This window comes from Bacillus sp. C-3-6 (genome assembly GCF_054509685.1).
This window is the reverse complement of record NZ_CM137247.1, coordinates 3,454,042-3,479,942: the sequence shown is the minus strand read 5'-3', so window position 1 is coordinate 3,479,942 and position 25,901 is coordinate 3,454,042. Positions and strand designations below refer to the sequence as shown.

The 25,901-nt window shown below is 36.0% G+C and carries 26 protein-coding genes; 20 read left to right on the top strand and 6 right to left on the bottom strand.

Translation table 11 applies throughout. From position 1 onward, the window contains the following. Positions 1 to 41: 41 nt before the first annotated feature. Both ACW0JX_RS17770 and ACW0JX_RS17765 read left to right on the top strand, forming a co-directional pair. Positions 42 to 953 (top strand): ABC transporter ATP-binding protein, encoded by a 912-nt coding sequence (locus tag ACW0JX_RS17770; protein WP_141240996.1) that lies wholly within the window; start codon positions 42 to 44, stop codon positions 951 to 953. Then, positions 946 to 1,890 (top strand): ABC transporter permease, encoded by a 945-nt coding sequence (locus ACW0JX_RS17765; RefSeq protein WP_459244978.1) that lies wholly within the window; start codon positions 946 to 948, stop codon positions 1,888 to 1,890. Before ACW0JX_RS17770 ends, ACW0JX_RS17765 begins: the two co-directional genes overlap by 8 nt. Before the next feature lie 47 nt (positions 1,891 to 1,937). Here ACW0JX_RS17765 and ACW0JX_RS17760 read toward each other — a convergent pair whose 3' ends face one another. Both ACW0JX_RS17760 and ACW0JX_RS17755 read right to left on the bottom strand, forming a co-directional pair. After that, complete coding sequence (locus tag ACW0JX_RS17760; protein WP_459244977.1) at positions 1,938 to 3,083, bottom strand: M20 peptidase aminoacylase family protein; 1,146 nt, start codon at positions 3,081 to 3,083, stop codon at positions 1,938 to 1,940. Between the two features lie 132 nt (positions 3,084 to 3,215). Then, positions 3,216 to 4,124 carry an EamA family transporter gene (locus ACW0JX_RS17755; protein ID WP_000947044.1) on the bottom strand — a complete coding sequence of 303 codons (909 nt, stop codon included), beginning with the start codon at positions 4,122 to 4,124 and terminating at the stop codon, positions 3,216 to 3,218. A gap of 322 nt (positions 4,125 to 4,446) precedes the next feature. Here ACW0JX_RS17755 and ACW0JX_RS17750 point away from each other — a divergent pair, with 322 nt between their 5' ends. From ACW0JX_RS17750 to ACW0JX_RS17740, 3 genes are all read left to right on the top strand, one after another. Beyond that, positions 4,447 to 4,596 (top strand): hypothetical protein, encoded by a 150-nt coding sequence (locus ACW0JX_RS17750; protein ID WP_002152557.1) that lies wholly within the window; start codon positions 4,447 to 4,449, stop codon positions 4,594 to 4,596. 16 nt (positions 4,597 to 4,612) lie between these two features. Beyond that, on the top strand, positions 4,613 to 5,320 hold the full coding sequence (gene ccdA, locus ACW0JX_RS17745) for a cytochrome c-type biogenesis protein CcdA (RefSeq protein WP_001152676.1): 708 nt from the start codon (positions 4,613 to 4,615) through the stop codon (positions 5,318 to 5,320). Between the two features lie 90 nt (positions 5,321 to 5,410). Further along, a complete protein-coding gene (locus ACW0JX_RS17740; protein ID WP_001028640.1) occupies positions 5,411 to 5,917 on the top strand; it encodes a CcdC family protein in 507 nt (168 codons plus the stop codon). Between the two features lie 70 nt (positions 5,918 to 5,987). Here ACW0JX_RS17740 and ACW0JX_RS17735 read toward each other — a convergent pair whose 3' ends face one another. After that, the gene (locus tag ACW0JX_RS17735; RefSeq protein WP_459244976.1) at positions 5,988 to 6,419 is read right to left on the bottom strand and encodes a DUF2621 domain-containing protein; all 432 of its coding nucleotides are present in this window, start codon (positions 6,417 to 6,419) and stop codon (positions 5,988 to 5,990) included. Positions 6,420 to 6,522: 103 nt separating this feature from the next. Next, entirely contained in the window at positions 6,523 to 6,819 is a 297-nt protein-coding gene (locus tag ACW0JX_RS17730; protein WP_000262400.1) for a hypothetical protein, read from the bottom strand. A 245-nt stretch (positions 6,820 to 7,064) separates the two neighbouring features. Here ACW0JX_RS17730 and ACW0JX_RS17725 point away from each other — a divergent pair, with 245 nt between their 5' ends. Both ACW0JX_RS17725 and ACW0JX_RS17720 read left to right on the top strand, forming a co-directional pair. Then, a complete protein-coding gene (locus ACW0JX_RS17725) occupies positions 7,065 to 7,652 on the top strand; it encodes an AAA family ATPase (RefSeq protein WP_072941421.1) in 588 nt (195 codons plus the stop codon). Further along, the gene (locus tag ACW0JX_RS17720) at positions 7,649 to 8,221 is read left to right on the top strand and encodes a DJ-1/PfpI family protein (RefSeq protein WP_071714697.1); all 573 of its coding nucleotides are present in this window, start codon (positions 7,649 to 7,651) and stop codon (positions 8,219 to 8,221) included. Before ACW0JX_RS17725 ends, ACW0JX_RS17720 begins: the two co-directional genes overlap by 4 nt. 13 nt (positions 8,222 to 8,234) lie before the next feature. On the opposite strand, the gene ACW0JX_RS17715 is transcribed toward ACW0JX_RS17720, so the two are convergent. Continuing rightward, the gene (locus ACW0JX_RS17715; protein WP_141240997.1) at positions 8,235 to 9,182 is read right to left on the bottom strand and encodes a class I SAM-dependent methyltransferase; all 948 of its coding nucleotides are present in this window, start codon (positions 9,180 to 9,182) and stop codon (positions 8,235 to 8,237) included. A gap of 195 nt (positions 9,183 to 9,377) precedes the next feature. Here ACW0JX_RS17715 and hutP point away from each other — a divergent pair, with 195 nt between their 5' ends. From hutP to ACW0JX_RS17655, 12 genes are all read left to right on the top strand, one after another. After that, positions 9,378 to 9,818, top strand: a complete 441-nt coding sequence (hutP, locus tag ACW0JX_RS17710) for a hut operon transcriptional regulator HutP (RefSeq protein WP_000926516.1) — start codon at positions 9,378 to 9,380, stop codon at positions 9,816 to 9,818. Positions 9,819 to 9,921: 103 nt separating this feature from the next. Next, positions 9,922 to 11,439 (top strand): histidine ammonia-lyase, encoded by a 1,518-nt coding sequence (gene hutH / locus ACW0JX_RS17705; protein WP_095690367.1) that lies wholly within the window; start codon positions 9,922 to 9,924, stop codon positions 11,437 to 11,439. A gap of 23 nt (positions 11,440 to 11,462) precedes the next feature. After that, entirely contained in the window at positions 11,463 to 13,121 is a 1,659-nt protein-coding gene (gene hutU / locus ACW0JX_RS17700; protein WP_071731651.1) for a urocanate hydratase, read from the top strand. A gap of 12 nt (positions 13,122 to 13,133) precedes the next feature. Continuing rightward, the gene (gene hutI / locus ACW0JX_RS17695; RefSeq protein ID WP_053563815.1) at positions 13,134 to 14,405 is read left to right on the top strand and encodes an imidazolonepropionase; all 1,272 of its coding nucleotides are present in this window, start codon (positions 13,134 to 13,136) and stop codon (positions 14,403 to 14,405) included. Then, a complete protein-coding gene (hutG, locus tag ACW0JX_RS17690; RefSeq protein WP_016512447.1) occupies positions 14,384 to 15,355 on the top strand; it encodes a formimidoylglutamase in 972 nt (323 codons plus the stop codon). Before hutI ends, hutG begins: the two co-directional genes overlap by 22 nt. A 261-nt stretch (positions 15,356 to 15,616) precedes the next feature. Next, the gene (locus tag ACW0JX_RS17685; RefSeq protein WP_014482101.1) at positions 15,617 to 16,078 is read left to right on the top strand and encodes a CarD family transcriptional regulator; all 462 of its coding nucleotides are present in this window, start codon (positions 15,617 to 15,619) and stop codon (positions 16,076 to 16,078) included. Positions 16,079 to 16,641: 563 nt separating this feature from the next. After that, positions 16,642 to 17,769 carry an alkene reductase gene (locus ACW0JX_RS17680; RefSeq protein ID WP_095690368.1) on the top strand — a complete coding sequence of 376 codons (1,128 nt, stop codon included), beginning with the start codon at positions 16,642 to 16,644 and terminating at the stop codon, positions 17,767 to 17,769. 67 nt (positions 17,770 to 17,836) lie between these two features. Next, positions 17,837 to 19,411, top strand: coding sequence for an FMN-binding glutamate synthase family protein (locus ACW0JX_RS17675; protein WP_098127257.1), 1,575 nt, complete (start codon positions 17,837 to 17,839; stop codon positions 19,409 to 19,411). A gap of 111 nt (positions 19,412 to 19,522) precedes the next feature. Next, the gene (locus ACW0JX_RS17670) at positions 19,523 to 20,011 is read left to right on the top strand and encodes a cytochrome c biogenesis protein CcdC (protein ID WP_043936438.1); all 489 of its coding nucleotides are present in this window, start codon (positions 19,523 to 19,525) and stop codon (positions 20,009 to 20,011) included. Positions 20,012 to 20,308: 297 nt separating this feature from the next. Then, positions 20,309 to 21,787, top strand: a complete 1,479-nt coding sequence (gene putP, locus ACW0JX_RS17665) for a sodium/proline symporter PutP (protein ID WP_141240998.1) — start codon at positions 20,309 to 20,311, stop codon at positions 21,785 to 21,787. Between the two features lie 340 nt (positions 21,788 to 22,127). Then, a complete protein-coding gene (locus ACW0JX_RS17660; protein WP_098127255.1) occupies positions 22,128 to 23,066 on the top strand; it encodes a ring-cleaving dioxygenase in 939 nt (312 codons plus the stop codon). A 24-nt stretch (positions 23,067 to 23,090) separates the two neighbouring features. Beyond that, positions 23,091 to 23,699 carry an alpha/beta hydrolase gene (locus ACW0JX_RS17655; RefSeq protein ID WP_000975455.1) on the top strand — a complete coding sequence of 203 codons (609 nt, stop codon included), beginning with the start codon at positions 23,091 to 23,093 and terminating at the stop codon, positions 23,697 to 23,699. 44 nt (positions 23,700 to 23,743) lie between these two features. Here ACW0JX_RS17655 and ACW0JX_RS17650 read toward each other — a convergent pair whose 3' ends face one another. After that, complete coding sequence (locus ACW0JX_RS17650; RefSeq protein ID WP_459244975.1) at positions 23,744 to 25,276, bottom strand: BA3702 family sensor histidine kinase; 1,533 nt, start codon at positions 25,274 to 25,276, stop codon at positions 23,744 to 23,746. 237 nt (positions 25,277 to 25,513) lie between these two features. Here ACW0JX_RS17650 and ACW0JX_RS17645 point away from each other — a divergent pair, with 237 nt between their 5' ends. Then, on the top strand, positions 25,514 to 25,885 hold the full coding sequence (locus ACW0JX_RS17645) for a VOC family protein (protein ID WP_000800772.1): 372 nt from the start codon (positions 25,514 to 25,516) through the stop codon (positions 25,883 to 25,885). Positions 25,886 to 25,901 lie beyond the last annotated feature (16 nt).

The window sequence follows — 25,901 nt, the reverse complement described above, 5'->3', positions numbered from 1 at the left end:
GAAAAGACCTGACAAAGAATGGGAAGGAAAGGTTGTATAGAATGACAAATGAACAATCAATTGTAAAAGTCGATCGGTTAACGAAGCGAATCGGCTCAAAGACACTTGTACAAAATATTAGTTTTGAAGTGAAAAAAGGCGAGGTTGTCGGTTTACTCGGACCAAACGGTGCTGGAAAAACGACTTTAATGAGAATGATGGTTGGTATGATCCGTATGACAGAAGGTGAAGTATGGATTGATGGTCAATCTGTGAAACAGCAATTTGAAAAAACCGCTGCGAAAATTGGGGCGGTAATTGAGACACCCGAATTTTATCCTTTTTTGAGCGGGTATGAAAATTTAACATATTTCGGACGAATGAATGGTAATGTGACCGAAGAGCGTATCGATGAAGTAGTGAAATTGTTAGGAATGGGACAAGTAATTAATCGTAAAGTAAAGGCATATTCACTCGGCATGAGACAACGTTTAGGAATCGCTCAGGCGCTTATTCACGATCCGGATGTGTTGGTACTAGATGAACCGACGAATGGATTAGACCCTAGTGGAATACATGAAATGAGAATGTACATAAAAAAAATTGCACACGAACAAGGGAAAGCTGTACTTGTATCGAGTCACTTACTTTCAGAAGTTGAATTAATGTGTGACAGAGTTATCATTATTCAGCACGGGGAATATGTGGCTACGCAAAATATTCAGCATAGTCAAAGTGAAGAGATGGAGACGATCCGTATACGTGTAGATGATGCGAATAAAGCAGCGGAAATGTTAGGGCATGATGTTATAGTAAAGGATAATGAATTAATTATTAACGTAAAAGATGAAGAAATCCCAAATGTTATTCGTACATTGCTTGAGAAAAATATTCAAGTGTATCGTGTATATGAAGAAAGAAAAACGTTAGAAGAGCAATTTTTAGAATTAACAGGGGGAAAAGATATTGTTTAATTTAGTATATAACGAACTGTATAAAATATTTAAGCGGAAGCGAACGATTATTCCATTTGCGGTTATTGCAGTATTAATAATCGGATTAGGGTGGGTTACGGTAAAGTATTTTGAACCGGAAACAAAAGGATGGAAAGTAGATTATACAGAACGTACTGTAGAAATTGAGAAAAAGCTTGGCATGAAAAAAGAAGCTATTTTAGCAGAAAAATCAGGGGATGATCTTGTAAAAGAATACCAGCTTAAGATGAAGCATTTAGATACAGATACAGCACCGGCAAGCAGTTCTCCACTTTCTTTCATGAGAGATACAGGTTTTATCGTATTTCCAATTTTGCTCCCATTTATCCTCGTGTATGCAAGTACAATTTTTGCGAATGAATATAGCTGGGGAACATATAAATTTTTAACGATACGACCAGCGAGTCGCTTTAAAATTTTAACAGCAAAATTTTTAGCAATCGTTATATTTGCAGCTTTATTATTTATATTTAATATGTTCTTCTCTGCTTTATATGGACTTGTTATTTATAAATTCCAACAGCCTGCATGGAGTGAGTTTATTTTCCAAGATGGAAATATAATAAAACAAAACATTTTTGTAGAAGCAAGTAAATATTATGTTTTATCGTGGTTACCAACGGTTGTGTACGCATCATTTGCATTTATGATTTCTGTGTTAACGAGATCTAGTGGAGGTGCAATTGGTATTTCACTATTCCTTGCTTTATCAGGCAATATTGCGTTATTAGCAGCCACTAGATATAACTGGGCGAAATATTTATTGCCAGCAAACACAGATTTATATAGTATTTCAAAGAATGGAAGTTTTATTGATGGAGTAACATTCCCGTTTGCATCATGTATGTTGCTACTTTATTTGTTCGTATTTTTATGTATTTCATATACTGTGTTTTTAAAACGTGATTTAACTTAATAAGAAAAGCCGTTCAGGGTGCTGAGATGCACTTTGAACGGCTTTTTTTATGAGAATTGTTTAAGTGCACTTTCGGCTAGTAAAGCAAAGTATTCTGCACTTATAGGCAGTGCCTCTTCATTAATTGTAAAAGCAGGATGATGCCATTCATGTGTACCGCTCGTTCCCATAAAGACGAATGAACCTGGTATTTCCTGTTGGTAAAATGAGAAATCTTCTCCAGCCATTGACGGACTAGGCGAGATGATATTAAGATTCATCTTTGTGGCAACTTGAGTAGATAAGTCTGTAAGAGCTTTATCGTTGTGAACAGCAGGAGGACCTGAATAAAAACGGAATTTCGTTTTTACACCTAATGCATCAGATACACCTTTAATAATACGCTCCATGAGTGCTGGAATCTTTTCACGTGTTTCAGCTTGGAACGTGCGAATCGTTCCTTCTAACGTAGCTTTTTCAGGAATCACGTTCCACGTATTTCCTGCATGAATATTTGTAACACTAACAACCGCATTATGAGATGAACTTATATTTCGGCTTACAATTGTTTGCAGTGCCATCACAATTTGAGAGGATGCGACAATAGGATCTACGCCAGCATCTGGTACAGCCGCGTGTGTACCAACTCCGTGAATTTCAATTTCAAATCGATCAACTCCAGCCATCAGTGGACCATCTTTAATGCCAATTGTACCTACTGGTAAATCAGGTTTATTATGCATGCCGAAAATCGCTTGCACATTACGTAAATGTCCAGCATCAATAACTTTGCAAGCGCCATTACTACTTTCTTCAGCTGGTTGGAATATGAAGCGAACCGTTCCATTTAGGGAAGATTCTCTTTCTTTTAATAAGAAAGCAGTACCTAAAATAGCAGCTGTATGAAAATCGTGTCCACAAGCATGCATTTTCCCTCGTACTTTAGATGCATAGGACAAATGTGTTTCTTCTTGAATAGGAAGGGCATCAATATCAGCACGAACTGCTACAATTGGTCCGTTTTTATTACCAGACACTTCAGCGATAATTCCTGTTTCTAAATTGGAATCAATGATAGTAATATTTTTTTCTTCTAACCAATTTTTTATTGCTTTTGTTGTTTCGAACTCTTCATATGATAGTTCTGGATACTCATGTAAATGTCGACGGATGGAAATAAGTTTTTCTTTTAGTTGATTTGAAATAGATACCATGTAGTATGCCTTCTTTCTTCAGCAAAATAGTTATCATAAGTATACAACAATAAAAGAGAGGATTCTCAAATGAAAATCCTCTCTCGTTTATCCCATAAAAGCCCGATTGGTTCAACTAATTAAAGTTTCACTTTATGCTGCGACTTTTTTATGCGTAGGATGTTTACGATAACGTCCACGCATTGCGTATGCAATTTGCGGGATTGCAATCCCAATTAATATAAGTGATACACCGAACCATTGTGAAGATAGTACAGCCTCTTTTAAAACGAATACGGACATAATTGTTGTAACTGGTAGTTCCGCTGCACCAAGAATAGTCGCTAAGCCAGAACCGATTTTTGGAATCCCGATTGTAAAGGCAATAGATGGAATGACGATACTAAATGTTCCTAATCCTAAACCGTATTTCCAAAGACCTTGAGAAATGGCACCATTAAAAATAAATGTTGGTGGGAATACAATCATGACTAAAGTTAAAGCACCAGTCATTAAGAGAACACCGCGCGGTAATGAAGGTACTTCAACAGCAACTTTTCCGCTCACGAAAATGTATGTTGCGAATGTAACAGCAGATAATAAACCTAAAATGATTCCAGTCGTATCGAAAGCACCTGCTGATTGTTCTAGTAAACCACTTGATAAAAATGTCCCTACAAGTAAGAAAATAACAGAAATAACTTTTTCTCTTGAAGGTAATGTTTTTGTTGCGACTGCTTCAATGATAATTCCGACCCAAACGAATTGGAATAAAAGAATAATTGCAATAGAAGCTGGTACAGTTTTTAATGAGGCATAATAAAAAATTCCGGTAAAACTTGCAGATGTTCCTGCAACGAATAAAAGTAATGCTTGCTTTAAAGGAACGCGATGTCTAGAAAATAGAAGTGTAATAGCAAGCAAAATAATCCAACCGAACAAATATTGGCTGCCAATTACCTCTCCAAGTGAAAATCCTTCTGCATATGCAAGCTTAACAAAAATAGCTAAAATTCCATAACTACACGCTCCTAATAAAACTAAAAGAGAATAACGAAGCATGAAAAATTCCTCCCATCTATATGAAGTTGTTCCGTATCGAAAATATATAACTAGAGGGAAGTATACAAAATTAGAAATAAAGGGTCAAATGAAAGAAAAGTATGACATTTTATAGAATAATAATAAAAGTATGATATTTATGCATAATCTTGAAATTATTAATAGTAGAAGTATTATAAAATCAACTTTGCATTGTATAGAGACAGCATTTGAAAAAAATATTTTTTAAACAAATATGTAAATAGGCGTACTAGTAGCGTGCTAATTATTTGAGAAACTATGTTACCTTTGTTATGTTAATAACAATTAAAGGAGTTTCATAATGCATTTGAGTTTTTTCTATATAATAGAAGGAAATGAAAACGTTTTATTAGAAACTGTGAGGAAATATGTTTTTTCTTATTGCCACGTTGTAAAAGTGATTTCACGAATTGTTCATAGTATTTTTATGTGTTTTTGTTACAATATTTAGGGAGAGGAGTGGAATGATGCAAGATATTAGTATTTTTTTAGCGTTTGGCGCCGGGTTCTTATCATTTATTTCCCCATGTTGCTTACCGCTTTATCCGGCATTTTTATCGTACATAACAGGTATGTCGGTTTCTGAATTGAAAGAAGAAAATGCAATGCTTCGCAAAAGAAGTATGATACATACAGCGTTTTTCTTACTTGGATTTTCAATTATATTTATTGCAATTGGATTTGGTACAAGTTTTATTGGAGGAATCTTTACTGACTATAAAGATTTAATCAGACAGTTAGGTGGTATCTTTATCATCGTGTTCGGTTTAATTATTGTCGGGGTGTTTAAGCCGAAATTTTTAATGCAAGACCGTAAATTTACATTTAAAAATCGTCCAAGTGGCTATTTTGGATCAGTACTAATTGGATTAGCCTTTGCAGCAGGGTGGACGCCATGTACCGGACCAATTCTAGTGTCCGTAATTGGATTAGCAGCAACAAACCCAGAATCAGCAATGATTTACATGATTGCTTACATACTTGGATTTGCTATCCCGTTTTTCGTACTGTCATTTTTTATTACGAAAATGTCTTGGATTAAAAGAAATAGTATGGCCTTCATGAAAGTCGGAGGATACATTATGATTGTTATGGGTGTCTTCCTATACTTTAACTGGATGACGAAAATTATCGTATATTTCTCAAGTTTATTTGGTGGTTTTACCGGTTTTTAGTATTATTCTGCGAAAATGTTGGAAATACTAACGGAAAAGCATATAATGAAAGTATATTTTGCATATAGCCACAAAAAAGGATGAGAAAATATGAACATAGTTGTTTTATCCAGTATCGTTGCTGTTTGTATGGCTGTCGGTGCGATGTTTATTCGTTTAAAAGCAGCTAAGAAACCTGCAACATTGAAAAAAATTATACTTCCGCCATTTTTTATGAGTACGGGCGCATTGATGTATGTTTTTCCTGAATTTCGATTAACTCCAGCAGAAATGTTAGAAGCGATTGGTGTCGGTTTGATTTTCTCTATTTTTCTTATTAAAACATCTAAATTTGAAATTAGAGGACAAGAGATTTATTTGAAGCGTTCAAAAGCCTTTGTTTTTATATTAATTGGATTACTTGTCGTGCGGATTGTATTTAAAACATACTTAAGCCAATCTCTTGATTTAGGGCAACTTAGTGGCATGTTCTTCTTACTTGCGTTTGCGATGATTGTGTCATGGAGAATTGCAATGTATCGTTCCTTTACGAAATTACAGAAGGAAATGGAAAAAGAAGATGGTTTTTATAATGAAAAAGATATGAAGCTAACTTAAAAACTGTATATGTACTAAATAAAAAGACAGCGTTAAAGGCGCTGTCTTTTTTATCGAAAATAATATGGAGTTACTTTGCGAGTAAAGATTGATAGTTAGAATAATCAATCTTTTTTTCTTGTAGTTTTTTAATTAAAAATTTGTGATCACGCTTTGGTGTGGCAATGATATATCCTTTAATAATTAAGTCTTGTGTAATTCGAGAGGCATTTTCTTGTAATGCAAGTTCCCCGATTTTTCCAGCGATCTTTGATTTTGCAACATCGCGAAATAGTTCTGGAACAGGACTTACAAGCTCTTCTAACAATTGTTTTTGTTCGTCAGCCCATAAATGTCTCGTTTTATTTATGTAGTGTTCTTCCCAATCCAAAATGGACATGCCGTCTTCTTTTGGTAATCGTTTTAAAAATTTTCTGAACATAAAGTATCCACCGGTAGACATAAGCCCTAATAAAATAACCGTCCATAATACAATGAACCAACTGAACCATCCTTCGAGCAAGCATATCCCCCCTTAATGATAGCGGTTTTCTTTTATTCATATTATATACAGTGAGATTCATAGAAAGCAAGAACGCTTGGTCATTTTGACCAAGCGTTATAGTTTAAACGAAGTATAGTTGTTCAACACATAAATTATTATTATCGTCTTCAACATACTCAATAATAAGTGTGCCAACTTTACGATCTTTATCTTCAGTTGTGAAAATAGAGTAAGAAGTAAAACGTGTTTTTGATAGGCCGCTTATATGTGTAGGTAAAGAAATGTAGTCGTTATCGCGGAAGAATTCCATCAGTTCAATATCCTCAAATTCTTTTCGGTCAACTTGTTTGTTTGTATAGCGGCGTTGAAGTTGTTTTAAAGACTCATTCCAAGAAATTGCTTTTGTGTCGTATACCATTGTTCTATCTCCTTACTGTATGTAATCATTAAGAACATACGTTCTAATCTAGTATACTCTTTTTATTCGAAAAGGGAAAGCAAAAAATAATGTAAGCTTGGATTTCCAAGCTTACATTATTGATGCGTCCGTCATAATCTCTATTTTTTATTATAAGTTAGATAGGAATAAGAAACAAGATGATATATATAATGTTGAGGGTTTTAAAAATTCTGTATATTATAGGTGTACTAAAGTGTAAGGGAATGAGAGGTATGGTATACGTAATTTCACTGCAAGGGCCGATGGCTAGCGGAAAAACAACATTGGCTAAAAGGTTAGAGAGATGTGGGCTTTCGGTTATATATGAAAATCCTTATCCAATTGTAGAAAAGCGAAAGCAATTAAATTTGGATATGAATTCAAAAGAAGGGTTTATCATAAATCAAAAAATGTTTATCGAAGCAAAAATTAAGGAGTTTCAAAATGTGAAAGGTTCAGTCGTAATTTTTGATCGCGGACCAGAAGACATTGAGTTTTTTACACTCTTTTATCCAACGATTATAGGGGAAGAGTGGGATATAGAAGCTGAATTGAAAGGTGAATTATATAAATTAAGAGAATGTCGTTCAGATGCCATTTTTTATTTAGATGTGACGAAAAAGAATGTATATGATAGAAAAAATAACGATAGGACAAGAAAACGAAGTACATTTGAGGAGCAATTTAAATTAGTAGAAACGGAAAAAGATTGGTATAAACAATTTCCTGTAACTTATTTGGATACGAATAGATTAACAGTGGACGATCTAGAGGTATATTTTATGTACTGGTTAAAGGAGAGAGGGCTATGAAAAAAATACTTTTATTTGTATACCCAACATTTGCAGAGTTTGAAATAACAGTAGCAACGGCATTGCTGAAAACGAAGTATGAAATCATAACAGCGGGCTTAACAAAAGAATTGATTATAAGTGAAACTGGGTTGCAAGTGCAGCCACATATAGAAGTAAGTAAAGTACGTGTAGATGAGTATGAGGGGATACTTATTCCAGGTGGAGAAGAAGTACAGTTGGAAGATGCAAAATCTCTTTTTTCAATCATTCGTCAATTTCATGAACAAGAAAAATTAGTGGCGGCAATTTGCGCTGGACCGTATGCGCTAGCAAAAGCGGGCTTATTTAAGGGAATTTCTTATACTGCGACTATAGATTATCAAAAGTTCGATTGTTTTCCAATAGAAAATTTCGTGTATAAAGAAGTTGTGCAACACTCAAATATCATTACAGCACAAGGGCATGCATTTGTACCATTCGGAATAGCAATTGCCTCTTATTTTGGAGTGGCAGACGAACATAATACCAATTTTTATGGTGGTAAAGGCAATGTAGTAATGGAAAAACTTTTACGAGAAAACGTGTAAAAGCTAGCAAATGCTAGCTTTTTTCTTTTTGACATCGATAAATTGCTAACGTTTTCGGATCGCGCCATATACTGTTATGAAGTGATAATTCATTTTCTACTTCTTCTTTTAGCCATTCCTTCATTTCCGCGTGAAGATATGTATTATCAGGTATATTTAGCGATGGAAACATGCTAGAAATATAGTTTACTATTGGAGTAGCATGATGAAAAACGAGCGCATTATGAATAACTGTTTCTTCAACAGTTGGAAAAACGGATTGTAATATCTCTTTACCGTTTTCTAAACAAAATGGAGTGACTGATGATGTTGTTTTCGGTAAATCAAATGCGTCTAACATGCGGTTACACATTTCAACTATACGAGGTAGTGTAACGCTAGAATTTGTTGTAGCTAAAAGTGAGCCGCCGGGACGAATTACTTTATGGAATCCTTGAATTGTTTTTTCAACATCTTTCATGTGATATAACATATGTCTTGCGATTATTAGGTCATAATAATTTGTTTTGAAAGGGAGTTTACTAGCATCCCCTCGTTTCCATTCTATTAAGTTATTCGTCTTAGCAGCTTCAGCAAGCATAGCTTCGGATTGATCCAACCCGGTTAATAGGCCTTTATGACCATTTGTTTGTAAAAGGGAAAGGAATTTTCCGCTAGCGCACCCAACCTCTAATATGCTTTCTTCCCCTTGAAGTTGTAAATGTTCAATAACGATTTCATCTAAATTCACTTGTTTTTCTTCGTAATGTTTATGCGTATCGATACGTGTTTGTAAATTGTTACTGACGCTATATTGCCTTTTTACATCATTCATTTTTTCATATTCCACTTTCGTACAAAATTGTTGGATCGCATGTGTTAATACATCCGTTTTCTTTAAACCTTCGTAATGGAGTGCAGCTTCAAACCTTGCAAGTAATTTTTCTTCAATTCGAAAATGAATATCTTTTCGCTTCGTCATTGAAATCTCGCCCCTTTGCATCTGTTAGTGAGACTATAGCATGCTTGGAAAAATTGTGTAAATAATTTGTGTACACAAATGGAGGGGATGAAAAAAATGTTTGAATGTGAGTTTAAACTATTGACGATTTAACCGTTTTCATATATTCTTAAATTAAGTAATATTCAAATAATTCAAAAGAAATGAGAGAGTCACATGCTTCTTCAAGGAACACATCGAATTGGTCGTATGGCCATGCTGTTGGCACTTGCGGATGAAAATGAAAGTCCTGTATTATCCATTCCAAAAGGTTGGAAGTATTGTACGGGGAAAGTGGGTTCGATGAATTCGCAAAAGGTTGTCGCAGCAATGGAAACAGCGGCTAAGAGCAACCAGGTTATTGAAACAGACGTTTACAGAGAAACACATGCACTTTATCATGCAATTATGGAAGCTTTGTACGGAGTGACGAGAGGTCAAATTCAGTTAGCAGACGTTCTTCGTACAGTAGGACTTCGGTTTGCGATTGTGCGCGGTACACCATACGACGGAAAAAAAGAAGGCGAATGGGTTGCTGTTGCGCTTTATGGAACGATTGGTGCACCTGTAAAAGGATCTGAGCATGAGGCGATTGGTTTAGGAATTAATCACATATGATTTGCCCATAGTCTATTAGTTAGAAGGGGGCCTTACTTTTTTAGGACAGAAGTCTGTCTTAAAAAGATAAGGTCCCCTTTTGCTTTTTTAAGGAGGAAAAATGATGATTACGTTAACAGGACATACATTGACAGTTGAAGAAATGAAGAGGTTATTACTTGAAGGAGAAGGTGTAACAGCTTGTCCAACTAGTATGCAAAAGGTAGCAGAATGCCGCGAAGTAGTTGAGAAAATCGTAGAAGACGGAAAAGTCGTTTACGGTATTACAACTGGATTTGGAAAATTTAGTGATGTGCTTATCCAAAAAGATGATGTGAAGGCACTTCAGCATAATTTAATTCAGTCACATGCATGTGGGATAGGCGATCCATTCCCAGAAGAAGTATCACGCGGTATGTTAATTTTACGAGCGAACACGATGCTTAAAGGAGTATCTGGTGTTAGACCGCTCGTTGTAAATATGCTTCTTGAGTTTGTAAACCGTAAGATTCACCCAGTCGTTCCGCAACAAGGTTCACTTGGTGCGAGTGGAGATTTGGCACCTTTATCTCATCTTGCGCTCGTATTATTAGGCGAAGGTGAAGTGTTCTATAAGGGGAAACGCGTTCATGCAATGGTTGCTCTTACAGAAGAAGGGCTTGAGCCAATTGAACTTGAAGCGAAAGAAGGTCTTGCATTAATTAATGGTACGCAGGCGATGACAGCGCAAGGAGTTCTTTCTTATATAGAAGCAGAAGCAACGGCGTATCAAGCTGAACTAATTGCTTCGATGACAATTGAAGGGTTACAAGGCATTATTGATGCATTTGATGAAAATGTTCATAAAGCACGTGGTTATAAAGAGCAAGTGGATGTAGCAAGCAGAATTCGTGACATTCTTCATGATAGTAAGTTAACAACAAAACAAGGAGAACTACGTGTACAGGATGCCTATTCACTTCGTTGTATCCCGCAAGTACACGGTGCTTCTTGGCAAGTTTTGAATTATGTGAAAGAAAAATTAGAAATTGAAATGAATGCCGCAACAGATAATCCGCTAATCTTTGATGGCGGGGAAAAAGTAATTTCAGGTGGTAACTTCCACGGTCAACCGATTGCGTTTGCGATGGACTTCTTAAAAGTAGGAATGGCGGAACTTGCAAATATTTCGGAGCGCCGTATTGAGCGCTTAGTAAACCCGCAATTAAATGATTTACCACCATTTTTAAGTCCAGAACCAGGACTACAGTCTGGTGCGATGATTATGCAGTATGCAGCAGCATCACTTGTTTCTGAAAATAAAACATTAGCACATCCAGCGAGTGTAGATTCAATCCCGTCGTCAGCTAACCAAGAAGATCACGTAAGTATGGGAACAATTGCTTCACGCCATGCACATCAAATTATTCAAAATGCAAGACGTGTTCTTTCAATTGAGATGATTTGTGCGATGCAAGCGGCAGAATATCGCGGGATTGAAAACATGAGTACAGTGACGAAGAGCTTCTACCATCAAGGGCGTCAGCAAGTACCATCTATTACAAATGATCGCATCTTCTCAACGGATATTGAAAATATTGCACATTGGTTAAAAACGAATTATTCGATAGAAGAAAGATTGGATGTAAACGCAGCACTATAAAACGAGAAAAGGGAGAGATTGAAATGGAAAAAGTAAAACAAACAATTCGTGCGCCAAGAGGTACTGAGTTACAAACGAAAGGGTGGGTTCAAGAGGCTGCACTTCGAATGTTAATGAACAATTTAGATCCTGAAGTTGCTGAAAAACCAGAAGAATTAGTTGTATATGGTGGAATTGGCCGTGCAGCTCGTAACTGGGAAAGCTATCAGGCGATTGTAGATTCATTAAAAACGTTGGAAAGTGATGAAACGTTACTTGTTCAATCAGGAAAACCAGTTGCAATTTTCAAATCACATGAAGATGCGCCTCGCGTACTGTTAGCGAACTCAAACTTAGTACCAAAATGGGCGAACTGGGATCACTTCCGTGAACTAGAGAAAAAAGGTCTTATGATGTACGGACAAATGACAGCAGGTAGCTGGATTTACATTGGAACTCAAGGAATTTTACAAGGAACATATGAAACATTTGGCGAAGCAGCTCGTCAACATTTCGATGGTTCATTAAAAGGTACATTAACACTTACTGCTGGTTTAGGTGGTATGGGTGGTGCACAACCTCTTGCTGTAACGATGAATGGCGGTGTTGTCATTGCGATTGATGTAGATAAGCGTAGTATCGATCGTCGTATTGAAAAGAGATATTGTGATAAGTATACAGAATCATTAGAAGAAGCATTGGCTATTGCAAACGAGTATAAAGAGAAGAAAGAGCCTATTTCAATTGGATTATTAGGTAATGCAGCAGAAATTTTACCTGAGTTAGTAAATCGTAATATTATCCCTGACTTAGTTACGGATCAAACTTCAGCTCATGATCCATTAAACGGTTATATTCCAGTAGGTTATACGTTAGAAGAAGCAGCGAAACTTCGTGAAGAAGATCCAGAACGTTACGTACAATTATCAAAAGAAAGTATGACAAAACATGTAGAAGCAATGCTTGCAATGCAAGAAAAAGGCGCAATTACATTTGATTATGGAAATAACATTCGCCAAGTTGCTTTCGATGAAGGTTTGAAAAATGCTTTCGATTTCCCAGGATTCGTTCCAGCATTTATCCGTCCATTATTCTGTGAAGGAAAAGGACCGTTCCGCTGGGTAGCACTTTCTGGTGATCCAGAAGATATTTATAAAACAGACGAAGTAATTTTACGCGAGTTCGCTGATAATGAGCATTTATGTAACTGGATTCGTATGGCTCGTCAGCAAGTTGAATTCCAAGGTCTTCCATCACGTATTTGTTGGTTAGGTTACGGTGAGCGCGCGAAATTTGGTCGCATTATTAATGAAATGGTGGCAAATGGTGAATTATCAGCACCAATCGTAATTGGTCGTGACCATTTAGATTGCGGATCAGTAGCATCTCCAAACCGTGAAACAGAAGCGATGAAAGATGGTAGTGATGCAGTAGCAGACTGGCCAATTTTAAATGCATTAATTAACAGTGTAAACGGTGCAAGCTGGGTATCTGTTCACCACGGTGGCGGCGTTGGTATGGGTTATTCACTTCACGCTGGAATGGTTATCGTTGCAGATGGAACAGAAGCAGCAGCAAAACGTATTGAGCGCGTATTAACTTCTGACCCTGGTATGGGTGTTGTTCGTCACGTGGATGCTGGATATGACTTAGCTGTGGAAACTGCGAAAGAAAAAGGCGTTAACATTCCAATGATGAAATAAGGAGGAGAAAACATGCTGGACACTTTACTAATAAATATTGGTCAATTACTAACAATGGATCAAGAAGATGGCTTGTTAAGACGGGAAGCGATGAACACGCTTCCTGTTATCGAAAACGGTGCGGTTGGAATTGAAAACGATGTAATTACTTTCGTTGGAACAGCGGAAGAAGCGAAAGGATTACAAGCGAAAGAAGTTATTGATTGCGGCGGGAAAATGGTTTCTCCTGGTCTTGTTGACCCGCATACTCATCTTGTATTTGGTGGATCTCGTGAAAATGAAATCGCACTAAAATTACAAGGAGTTCCGTACTTAGAAATTTTAGAACAAGGCGGAGGCATTCTTTCGACTGTAAATGCAACGAAACAAGCATCGAAAGAAGAACTTGTTCAAAAAGCGAAATTCCATTTAGACCGTATGTTATCTTTCGGAGTTACAACTGTAGAAGCGAAGAGTGGTTACGGATTAGATGATGAGACGGAATGGAAACAATTAGAGGCAACTGCACAATTACAAAAAGAGCATCCGATCGATTTAGTTTCCACATTTTTAGGTGCTCATGCAGTTCCGAAAGAATATAAAGGTAGATCGAAAGAATTTTTACAATGGATGTTAGAACTACTACCAGAAATGAAAGAGAAGCAATTAGCGGAATTCGTTGATATTTTCTGTGAAACAGGTGTGTTCTCTGTCGAAGAGTCAAAAGAGTTTTTATTAAAAGCGAAAGAGCTTGGCTTTGATGTGAAAATTCATGCAGATGAAATCGACCCTCTTGGTGGTGCGGAAGCAGCGGCAGAAATCGGTGCAGCATCAGCAGACCATTTAGTTGGCGCTTCTGATAAAGGAATTGAAATGCTTGCAAACTCTAATACAGTAGCCACTTTATTACCAGGAACAACTTTCTATTTAAATAAAGAAAGTTTTGCTCGCGGTCGTAAAATGATTGATGAAGGTGTTGCAGTTGCGTTAGCTACAGACTTTAACCCAGGTAGCTGTCCAACTGAAAATATTCAGCTTATTATGAGCATTGCGATGCTAAAACTGAAAATGACACCAGAAGAAGTTTGGAATGCTGTAACGGTTAACTCATCATATGCCATTAACCGTGGTGATGTAGCTGGGAAAATTAGAGTTGGTCGTAAGGCAGATTTAGTTTTATGGGATGCTTACAATTATGCTTACGTACCGTATCATTACGGCGTAAGTCATGTGAATACAGTATGGAAGAATGGTAATATTGCATATACAAGAGGTGAACAATCGTGGAGCACGGCCACTATTTAAAGAAAAATGCAAAGTTTATTGATCGTGAAGTGACAAAATGGAGTGAGATGATTAAAGATTGGGAGGAAGGCGTAGAAATATTCGGTGCTGCTTTAATTGGAGCACCCCTTTCTAAACCATCTATTAGTCATTCAGGAGCAAGTTTTGCTCCAAAAACAATTCGTGCGATGTTAGATGCATACAGCACATATGCAATTACAGAAGAACACGATATGAAAGAAAGTGTCTTATATGATTGCGGCGATATTACGATGCATGTGACGGATATAAAAGAAAGTCATAACCGAATTGCGAAAACAGTTGGTCATGTAACGAAAGTAAATCCGAACATGATACCAATCGTTCTTGGTGGTGACCACTCGATTAGTTTTCCGAGTATAACAGGCTTTGCAAACAGTAAAGGAAAGGTCGGGATTATTCAATTTGATGCTCATCATGATTTACGTAATTTAGATGATGGAGGCCCGTCAAATGGTACACCATTCCGTAGTTTACTAGAAAATGATGTCATTACAGGGAAACAACTTGTTCAAATTGGAATTCGTAATTTTTCTAACGCACGTACGTACCATGAATATGCAATAGAGCATGGCGTAACAGTGTATACAATGAAAGACGTACGAGAGCGAGAAATAAAAGATATTATCACGGAAAGTATTGAAGTGTTAAGAAAACAAGGTGTGACTTCTATTTATATTTCTCTTGATATGGATGTACTAGACCAAGCGTTTGCACCAGGTTGTCCAGCAATTGGGCCAGGTGGAATGGATAGTACGACTTTACTAGATGCGATTGAATTCCTTGGTAAAGAACCGCTCGTTCAAGGGATGGATATAGTAGAGATTGATCCAACTCTTGATTTCAGGGATATGACGAGTAGAGTAGCAGCGCAAGTGATTATGAGTTTTCTTTTAGCGAGGGAAATAGTTAGTAAGCAGGTTAGTATATAGACGGAAAAGTAGATCTTTATCTATGCCTTATCAAAAACACATTACTACTCAAATGTAGTAATGTGTTTTTATGTTAAAAGAGAATGAATGTGGGTGCAACCGTTAATAAAATTGCGGGTTTTTATAGTGTGTTATGTAAATTTAATTTCTTGCTTTTGAAGTATTGACGTGTAAAATAATTTTATGATAAAATAAAAATTTTGCTAAAAAACTAAAAGTGTGTTAAGCTTGAGAAGGTTACCATATATGGAGGTGGATTATTTGTTTCAAATTGGCGATAACATTGTTTATCCAATGCAGGGAGCAGGTATAATTAAAGCCATAGAAGAGAAGGAAGTCTCAGGAGAAAAACAACAGTATTATGTTATAAAAATGTCGGCTAGTAATATGGAACTAATGATTCCAGCAGGGAGAATATTGAATTCGAATATACGACCAGTGACGGATATAACCGCATTAGCACACATAATGGATATTTTTCAACATGGGGAATCAGATAGATTACTTACGTGGAAACAAAGGTATAAATTGAACACTGATAAAATAAAGACGGGTAAAATGCAAGAAGGTGCTGAAGTCGTGCGCGATTTAATGCGTATACAGAAAGAAAAAGCACTTAATGCAAGCGAAAAGAAGATGTTAGATAACGCATATGAATTTTTGATTAGTGAACTGGGATTAATTGAAGGTATCACAGAAAATCAGATAAAAAGCTTTTGTTAAGGTTCATTACAAATAATGTATTATATCCCAAAAAAGATCTTGAATTTTTTGGGAACATAATTATAGAAAATTTATCATTTCAAAGACATTCAACTCTTTCAAACCACTTTTAGAGCATTACCTCTATTGTTATTACTACAATCAAATCCATTTTTATTTTTTAATTTCATTTATGAATGTTCGAAGTTTAATTGAATACTTCGATAAAATAGTTACTTGATTTTTGCAATCCTGATTCACACTGGCACGGACGAGGAGCCGTAAGGATGAAAGAGAGGTAGGGCTTTCATTGTTTTAGGTATATAAGTTATTATTTTTAGAAGAATACTGAACCATATTCACTTCTATTGATAAGGTATTTTTTATATTAAAGAGATAAACGAATTGACAGCCATATATGGTCAACAAAAAAGGTTTCCTTCTAAGGAAACCTTTTTAATATTATTTATAGTATTTTATTTTTTTGATATTCGAATTTTTTATTGTAAAGTCGTAAAAATTGACGTTACTATCTAAAAGTAAGTATGATGCGATTATAGTAAGATTTTTTAGGGGGAAGAAAAATGACAAGTTCAAGTAATAAAGCAGCGAATATTTATGAAGGAACAAATGTAAACGCTGGTGGATCTTTTGAAAACGTTGAAGAAACAAAGTTGTTTGATCCAATTCAAATTGGAGCTTGGTCTCTTCGTAATCGTATAGCGATGGCACCGATGACAAGATGCTTTGCAGATAATGAAACTGGAGTAGTTGGTGCTGATGTAGTGGAGTACTACAGAAAACGTGCTGCGGATGGAATTGGACTAATTATTACAGAAGGAATTGTCATTAGTCCGAGAGCAAAAGGAAACCCAGGAGTACCAGGTATTTATACACAAGAACAAATCGATTCTTGGAAACCTGTTACAGAGGCAGTACATAAAGAAGGCGGGACGATTATTGCTCAAATATGGCATGTTGGGCGTATGAGTCATCATGAAATAATTGGTGGTCAAATGCCACAAGCACCGTCGGCTATCGCTGCAGAGGGAAATGTTCCACGCTTTCGTAAACCGTTTGATACGCCAGAAGCAATGACGTTAGAAGAAATACAAAAAGTGATCGGTCAATACGCACAAGCTGCGAAAAATGCGATCGAAGCTGGATTTGATGGAGTAGAAATTCACGGTGCACACGGATATTTAATCGATCAATTTACGTATGAGTTTGCGAATAAGCGAACAGATAAATATGGCGGTAATTTACAACAAAGGTTAACGTTTATGAAAGAAGTAACGGCGGCTGTAATAGAAGCTGTTGGAGCTAATAAAACACTTCTTCGCTTCTCTGCTTTCAAAGGCGATAATCCTACTTATATGTGGGAAAACCCTGAGCTTGCAATTGAAACGTTCGTAAATATGTTCAAAGAAGTTGGATTAACGATGATCCATCCTTCAACGATGAATTATACGCAAGAGATTGCTGACGGAAAGAATTTTCATCAACTAGTAAGAAAATATTGGGATGGTACGATTGTTGGGGTTGGTAATTTAAATCCGAAAGAGGCCGAAGAAGCGTTGCAAGAAGGAACAATTGATGTAGTGGCATTCGGCAGACCGTTAATTGCTAATCCAGACTTTGTTCATCGAATTAAACATGCTGAAAGTTTAGTTGAATATGACGCGAAAGAGCATCTTGCTACGTTAGTATGAATAAAGATAAAAGGAGAGCACACCAAGTGTTCTCCTTTTATTATGGGATTTCATAGGGGGAAGCGGGATGAGTGAAACGCTACTCGTTATTATTAGTATATTACTATTTTTAATGTTGCTTTTAATCATCTTTTTTATCATTACATTTTTTATAAAAAAACGAACACATCATTCTATTTTAAAGTTACATCCGTACTTAGGAAGAATGCGCTACTTACTGGAAAAGATAGGGCCTGAATTTCGACAATATTGGTTTGATCATGATACGGATGGAAAGCCTTTCTCACGTTATGATTTTCAAAGTGTTATGTTTTTAGCGAAATATCGCTCTGAAATACTGGGTTTTGGATCAAAACGAGATTTTGAAGCTTCTGGCTATTATATTGCTAATACATTATTTCCGATATTAACTGAGGAATTAAGTGTGAATCTTTCGCAAGAGCGGGAAGGTAAAAAGTACGTGATTCATAAAGAAGGATTATTTTCAAGAAGAGAAAAATTGACAGCGGATACAACGAATCTTTGGCTGTACGAAGAAGATGATGCAATTATAGTCGGTGAAAACCGTAAATATCCGTGGAAACTACATGGCATGTTTGGAGCATCTGCGACTTCTTACGGCGCGATTGGAGAAAATTATATTTTAGCGAGTGGTTTTGGAGCGAAAATGGCAGGCGGATCGTGGATTAATACTGGTGAAGGTGGCGTTATTCCAGAACATTTACATACAGGAGCGAATATCGTTGCGCAAATTGGTCCAGGGTTATTTGGATACCGTGATGAGGACGGTAATTTTTCAATGGGAAAATTCATGGAGAAAGCGAAAGAAAGTAATATTAGAGCATTCGAATTGAAATTTGGGCAAGGTGCTAAAATACGTGGTGGTCATCTAGAGGGACAAAAAGTAAATGAGAAAATTGCTTTTGTTCGCAACGTCCGAAAGGGAGAGACGATTAATTCACCGAATCGATTTTCATTTTTAAAGAATGCAGTGGATACACTTTGTTTTATTCAACAGTTGCAAGAAAGCGGCGGTAAACCAGTTGGAATGAAAATTGTAATTGGTCAGCAGGAGCCTTTGGAAGATTTAATAAAAACAATGAAAGAACTAAATATTTACCCAGATTTTATTACAATAGACGGTTCAGAAGGCGGATCAGGGGCAACGTATAAATCGATGGCAGATTGTATGGGACTGCCGCTTATTCCAGCATTACTTACATTTATCGATACAGCAAATTATTATGGTGTCCGTAACAAGTTTAAAGTATTTGCATCGGGTAAATTAATCACACCAGATAAAGTGGCGATTGCTTTAGCAATTGGAGCGGATGCTGTAAGTTCAGCCCGCGGATTTATGATGGCAAGCGGCTGTATTATGGCCCTTCAATGTAATTCTGGCCAATGTCCATCTGGTGTAGCCACGACGAATCCGCATTATCAAAAAGCGTTAGATCCGTATGAGAAGAAGTGGCGAGTCATGAATTATATTATTAGTATGAGATATAGTTTATTTTCATTAGCAGCGGCAGCGGGAGTGAAGAGCCCGCGCCATTTAACTAGAGAGCATATTGTGTTTAAAGACGAGGTGGGGAGAGTAGTTCCTCTTTCGGAATTGTTTCCTATAGTAAATCAAACCTAAAAGTATATTTGATATGTAAGATTTTTTAAAGGAATAATCATATTTTTGGAAAAATTAGGAGTATAATAGGGAAGTATTTTTAAAAATGACTATTTTTAGGGAGAGATTCACTTGCAGCAAGGTTCTTACAGTATTACAATTTTTTTACTCGTCATAGGGCTCGTTATATTTAGACGCATGCGCTCTATGAATCGACCAATTAATAATAAAGGAAGACGACTACTATTGCCATTATTTTTCTTATTACCAGGTTTTTCTTTATATGCTGCACCGATACAACTTGCTGATTGGCAAATTGGTATAGCTGCTGGGATCGGACTGTTATTGTCAATTCCACTTATTATTTTAAGTGGGTATGAAGTCAGAGAAGATGGTCAAATTTATGCAAAAAAAAGTATCGCTTTTATTGCTACATTTTTAGTTATCGTTCTTTTACGTGCTTATTTTAGAAGACATTTACAAGGTTTAGATCCAAAGTCAATCGGCATTCTTTTCTATACTCTTGCGGTTTGTTATATAGTACCTTGGCGTATTGGATGCTATATGAAATTCCGTAAAGTATATGTAGAGAAAGCGAAAATTGAGACGTCAATAAGCTAAAAGTCATACATTTGTATGGCTTTTTCTTTTAAAATTTATCGGGTAAACGAATAAAAATAAGGTGTGAAAAAACACTGTTTAATTTTCTGAATATTATTACTTTAATTTCTTAAAAAATCATTGTAATCCACTGGGATAAAGGCGTTTATAAAGGTTTTCACATGTAATGAAAAGTGCTCGTTCACTTGAAAGAACAAAAAATGTTTGTTAAGGTAGGGAACCATAAGCGAAAACAAGAAAATAGAAAAAGTCATTTTTCGAAATTTTGAATGGCTTATGGAATAAGGGAGAGATTTGGTGAAGATTGAAATTATGGTTTCGCTTGCTATTTATATGGCAGGTATGTTGTATATCGGATATTGGTCTTATAAGAAGACATCTGATTTATCAGATTATATGTTAGGCGGAAGAGGACTCGGTCCAGCAGTTACAGCTTTATCAGCTGGTGCTTCTGACATGAGTGGTTGGATGCTAATGGGATTACCTGGTGCGATGTATGCAACAGGATTATCAAGTGTATGGATTGCGATAGGTTTATTAATAGGTGCTTATGCAAACTATTTAATCATTGCCCCACGTTTACGAACGTATACAGAAGTGGCAAATGATTCAATTACGATTCCAGACTTTTTAGAGAATCGGTTTAAAGATCGTACGAAAATACTTCGTTTTGTCTCCGCTATCGTCATTTTAGTATTTTTCACATTTTATGCGTCGGCTGGTTTAGTTTCAGGTGGACGTTTGTTTGAAAATTCTTTCAACCTGGATTATAAAATTGGTTTATTTGTAACAGTGGGTGTCGTTGTTGCGTATACACTATTCGGTGGCTTTCTAGCCGTAAGCTGGACGGACTTTGTACAAGGTTGTATTATGTTTATTGCGCTTGTACTAGTGCCAATTGTTGCTTTTACGGATGTCGGTGGTGTAACAGAAACATTTAATACGATTAAACAAGTCGATGCATCGCATTTAGATATGTTTAAAGGGACCACAATACTTGGCATTATTTCATTTTTAGCATGGGGACTTGGGTATTTTGGTCAACCGCATATTATTGTCCGTTTTATGGCAATCACCTCTATTAAAGATTTAAAGACTTCTCGTAGAATCGGTATCGGTTGGATGACAATTTCAATTATAGGTGCAATGCTTACTGGTCTAATTGGTATCGCTTATTATGCTAAAAATAATGCGACATTGCAAGACCCAGAAATGGTCTTTGTAACATTCTCAAATATTTTATTCCATCCGTACATTACAGGATTTTTATTATCAGCTATTTTGGCTTCGATTATGAGTAGTATTTCCTCACAATTACTTGTTATTTCAAGTGCAGTAACGGAAGACTTCTATAAAACATTTTTCCGTCGTAATGCAAGTGACAAAGAACTTGTATTTATCGGTAGATTGTCAGTATTAGTAGTAGCTATGATCGCAGTTGTTTTAGCGTATCATCCAAGTGATACAATTTTAACACTTGTAGGTTATGCTTGGGCTGGATTTGGTTCAGCATTCGGACCAGCCATTTTATTAAGTTTATATTGGAAAAGGACGAATAAATGGGGCGTTCTTGCAGGTATGATTGTTGGTGCAGTAGTTGTTATAGCATGGGTACAAATTCCAAGTTTAAAAGCAATTATGTATGAAATGGTACCTGGATTCTTCTGTAGTTTATTAACTGTTATCGTTGTAAGTTTATTAACGAAAGAACCCGTTAAGGCAGTTCATCGTGAATTTAATGAGATGGAAGCAATATTGGAAAAAGAAACGAAATGATTAGCGAAGAGAGTAAACGAAACTGGAGTTTACTCTCTTTTTATTTAAAATGAAAATAAGGAACTTATTGACAACTAAAAGTAAGTAACTTATAATAAATTTGAGTTCAAGTTAATTTTTACTTTGAATAAAGCTTTCAAATGGAGTAAATATTTTTTAAAAATTATCTCGAATTTGAGATGAATTGACAAGCTGGAAGTTAATGTGTAATTTTATAATCGATATCTCGAATTCGAGATAAAATTATAATGACGGATTTTACTTTGTAGCATGGACAAAATGAATAATGAATTTAAATGTAAAAGAATTTTTATAATGAAATAAAAAAGGAGTGGAAGAAATGGAAAAGAAAACAATGGGAATCCATCACATTACAGCGATTGTAGGGCATCCACAAGAAAATGTAGACTTTTATGCTGGTGTATTAGGGTTACGTTTAGTGAAACAAACAGTGAATTTTGATGATCCAGGTACGTACCATCTTTATTTTGGAAATGAAGGAGGAAAACCTGGAACAATTATTACGTTTTTCCCATGGGCAGGTGCTCGTCAAGGTATTATTGGGGATGGTCAAGTAGGAATTACGTCTTACGTTGTACCAAAAGGTGCAATGGAGTTTTGGGAAAATAGATTAGAAAAATTCGATGTTTCGTATACGAAAATGACTCGTTTTGGAGAGCAGTATTTAGAATTTGATGATCCGCATGGTTTGCATATAGAATTAGTTGAAAGAGAAGCAGGCGAATTAAATAATTGGAGTTTTGGAGAAGTTACACCAGAAGTAGCAATTAAAGGGTTTGGAGGTGCTGTTCTTTTATCTGCACAGCCTCAACAAACAGCTGAATTGTTAGAGCATATTATGGGCCTTGAGAAAATTGGAGAAGAGGGTGAATTTGTTCGATTCCGTTCTTCTGCTGATATTGGAAATATTATTGATTTGAAATTATCAACAATCGGTCGTGGCCAAATGGGCGTTGGTACAGTTCATCATATAGCTTGGAGAGCGATTGACGATGCTGATCAGCTAGACTGGAAAGAGCATGTGTCGCGTTTTGGATATCACGTAACTCCTGTACAAGATCGAAATTATTTTAACGCGATTTATTTTAGAGAACATGGTGAAATCTTATTTGAAATTGCAACAGATCCTCCTGGTTTCGCTCATGATGAATCGTTAGAGACGATGGGTGAGGAATTAAAGTTACCGGAACAATATGAACAACATAGAAAACAGATTGAACAAACGCTTTTACCATTTGAAGTGAGAAATTTAGATTAAAGTGATTGAAGGGGGAACAGGATTATGATGAAACATGTTTTTCAAAAAGGAAAAGATACGTCAAAACCAGTGTTGTTATTACTTCATGGCACAGGTGGTAATGAATTAGATTTACTACCACTTGCAGAAATAATTGATCCGGAAGCGTCGGTATTAAGCGTTAGGGGAAATGTGTTAGAGAATGGGATGCCGCGTTTCTTCCGCCGATTAGCAGAGGGCATTTTTGATGAAGAGGATTTAATTTTCCGTACGAAGGAATTAAATGAATTTTTAGATGAAGCGGCTAAAGAATATAAATTCGATAGAAATAACATTGTAGCTATCGGTTATTCGAATGGAGCAAATATCGCAGCAAGCTTATTATTCCATTACGAGAATGCATTAAAAGGTGCTGTGCTTCATCACCCAATGGTACCTAGAAGAGGAATGCAATTAGCAAATTTAGCAGGAAAATCTGTGTTTATTGCTGCTGGGACAAATGACCCAATTTGTTCATCAGCAGAGTCAGAGGAATTGAAGGTACTATTAGAAAATGCAAACGCGAATGTAACGATGCATTGGGAAAATCGAGGGCATCAATTAACAATGGGTGAAGTAGAAAAAGCAAAAGAGTGGTATGACAAAGCATTTTAAAAAAAGAAGCATCTGTTAACAATTAGCAGATGCTTCTTTTTTATTTAAGACTGGATTGCAAGATGAGAAGAAGAAAGTGGTAGCTCAATATCAACAATCGTACCTTTATTTAATTCGCTTGAAATGTGTAATCTACCATGATGTTCTTCAATTATTTTGTAACACATCATTAATCCTAGTCCTGTGCCTTTTTCTTTTAAACTATAAAAAGGTTCGCCTAGACGGGAGATACGATCTTCAGGAATGCCGCAACCTTCATCGATAATTCGTATTAAGATGAAATTATCCTCTAATGGTTTTGTTTGGATGAAAATATTTCCGCCATTTGGCATTGCTTCTATTGCATTTTTTAATATGTTTATAAACACTTGTTTTAATTGGTTACCGTCACATTGAATATCATATACGTAATCAAAATGATCCATGATGATATGAACGCTATGCATAATTGCAGTCGGTAAAATAAATGTAACTACCTCTTCAATTAAAGTTTGTATGTTACAAGTTTGGATAGATAATACTTGTGGCTTAGACATCGCCATAAATTGACTCGTGATGGATTCCATTTGTGAAATCTCACTTAACATAACATCGATATACCATTTCTGCTCTTCACTTATTTCAGGGAGGAGCAACGTTAGAAAACCTTTTAGAGAAGTGAGTGGATTTCGAATTTCATGGGCAATTCCAGCTGTCAGTTGTCCGACTACTGCGAGCTTCTCTGATTTTCGTAGTAACTTTTCAGTTTCTTTTAGCTCAGTAACATCTCTCCCCATCACGATAAGACCTTTGCGAGAACCATCAGGATGATAAAGCGGAACTTTTGATATACTTAAGATTAGATCGAAATCATCTCTATGTATAATAAATTCCTCGCCATGAAGAATTTGTCTTTGTTGCCATGCTAGTTCATCGATTTCTTCACAATGTAAAAAAGCTTCTCGGTATGCTTCATTATATTGAATGAGTTCGCTATCTTTTTTCCCGTGGTAAGGTACATGATGGAAATTGAAGCAAGAAAGTGCGTAATCATTTGCCTCAAGCCAGCGCCCTTCATGATCTTTAAATATAACAAACGCAGGCATAGAGTTTACTAATGTACGTAATCTCTTCTCACTTTCTTTTAGCATATTCTCAATTCTTTCTGATTTTTCAAGCGGCTTCATAATAGCGTATACGCCAGTAAGACGATTTTGAACAAAAATAGGAACTAGTTTTGTCACAACATCTAATAAGAATCCATTTTTATGATAAATAGATAAGATATACTCTTGTTGATTATCCGCTTCAGTATTCTTTATATTTTGTAATACTTGCTCAGAAATATGGGCTTCTAAAATAGAGTTAATATTTTTCTGTTCTAATTCTAAAGAAGTGTAACCTAATATTCTTTCGGCAGAAGGATTTATATGTAGAATAACTCCTTCTAAATTTAATGAAATAATACTATCAGGATTGTGTTCGAACAGAGATGCGTACATTTCTGTTAATGAACGATCTTGTATATGGTTTCGCAAACGTCTAGAAATGTTCGGATGACGTTTTTTTTGAGTTGGTGAATATTTTTTACGACTCATAATAGTTCCTCCGTACAAATAGCATCTAAAAAGATTTGTCTATTCATAACTATAATATAGATGTAATGTGTATTTCTATAAAAAATGGAAGTTATAGAATAAATTTTGTTTTTTTTTATTTTTTGCAAGGTGAATGCAGGATGGTAATAAGGGGAGCTTATATTGTTTTATAAACCTTTTGTAAGTTACAGACGGCTGTTTTCCGTATAACATTAGGGTAGAGGAGGGGGAGAGAAAATGAAAAATTATATTCAAGGGATTGATCACGTGCAAGTAGCTGCACCTGTAGGGTGTGAAGAAGAGGCGCGTGATTTTTATGGGAATACGATTGGTATGGAAGAAATTCCAAAGCCAGAAGAGTTGAAAAAACGAGGTGGATGTTGGTTTAAATGCGGAAATCAAGAAATCCATATTGGTGTCGAGCGGAACTTTACACCAGCTAAAAAGGCTCATCCAGCTTTTTATGTGAATGAAATTAATGAATTTAAGCAAACACTTATAGAGCAAGGTGTTAAAGTGATTGATGATTATGCACGGCCAGATGTAATTCGATTTTACGTGTCAGATCCATTTGGAAACCGAATTGAATTTATGCAAAATAAAGACTAGGTGGATTCCCACCTAG